The organism is Stenotrophomonas pictorum JCM 9942, assembly GCF_001310775.1.
Taxonomy (GTDB): Bacteria; Pseudomonadota; Gammaproteobacteria; order Xanthomonadales; family Xanthomonadaceae; genus Stenotrophomonas; species Stenotrophomonas pictorum.
Genome location: NZ_BAZI01000709.1, coordinates 1 through 804, shown reverse-complemented (window position 1 = coordinate 804; position 804 = coordinate 1). Strand labels below are relative to the sequence as shown.

Sequence of the window (804 nt, the reverse complement as noted above, 5' to 3'; positions counted from 1 at the left end):
CGGAACCCGCGGCGTCGGCGGGCGCGCTCCGTGCCAAGGTGTTCGGCGCCCGGTTGGACGACGCGCAGTACTTCGCCCTGGTGCAGGACGTGATGGAAAGCAGGTTGTCGGACCTGGAGCTTGCAGCTTTCGTCACTGCCAGCGCGGGTGACCGCCTGGACCATGCGGAGACGACCGCGCTGACGCGAGCCATGATCTCCGTGGGCCAGCGCCTGGACTGGGGCGAAGGGCCGGTGCTGGACAAACACTGCGTAGGTGGCCTGCCGGGCAATCGCACCACCCCGATCGTGGTGGCCATCGTGGCTGCGCTGGGCTACCGCATCCCGAAGACCTCGTCGCGCGCGATCACGTCGCCCGCGGGCACCGCCGACACCATGGAAGTGATGGCGCCGGTGGCGCTCGACCTGGCGGCGATGCGCCGGGTGGTGGAGCGCGAGGGCGGCTGCATCGTGTGGGGTGGCAACGTGCGCCTGAGCCCGGCCGACGACATCCTGATCCGGGTCCAGCGCCCGCTGGATTTCGACAGCGACGGCCAACTGGTCGCCAGCGTGCTGTCGAAGAAGATAGCCGCGGGCTCCACCCACGTCCTGATCGACATGCCGGTGGGTCCGACGGCCAAGGTGCGAGGTGAGGCCGCGGCCCACAGCCTCGGCACGCGGCTTGCCCACACCGCGGGCGCGCTGGGATTGCAGTTGGGCATCCATCGCTCCGACGGCACCCAGCCGGTGGGTCGGGGAATCGGCCCGGCGCTCGAGGCGCACGACGTGCTCAAGGTGCTGCGCAACGCGGCCGATGCACCCGCCG

1 pseudogene is annotated in these 804 nt (G+C 70.9%); it reads left to right on the top strand.

Features of this window, described 5'->3' with window-relative positions:
- Positions 1–53: 53 nt before the first annotated feature.
- Positions 54–804 (top strand): annotated as a pseudogene (locus JCM9942_RS17205) (thymidine phosphorylase); the annotation flags it as partial.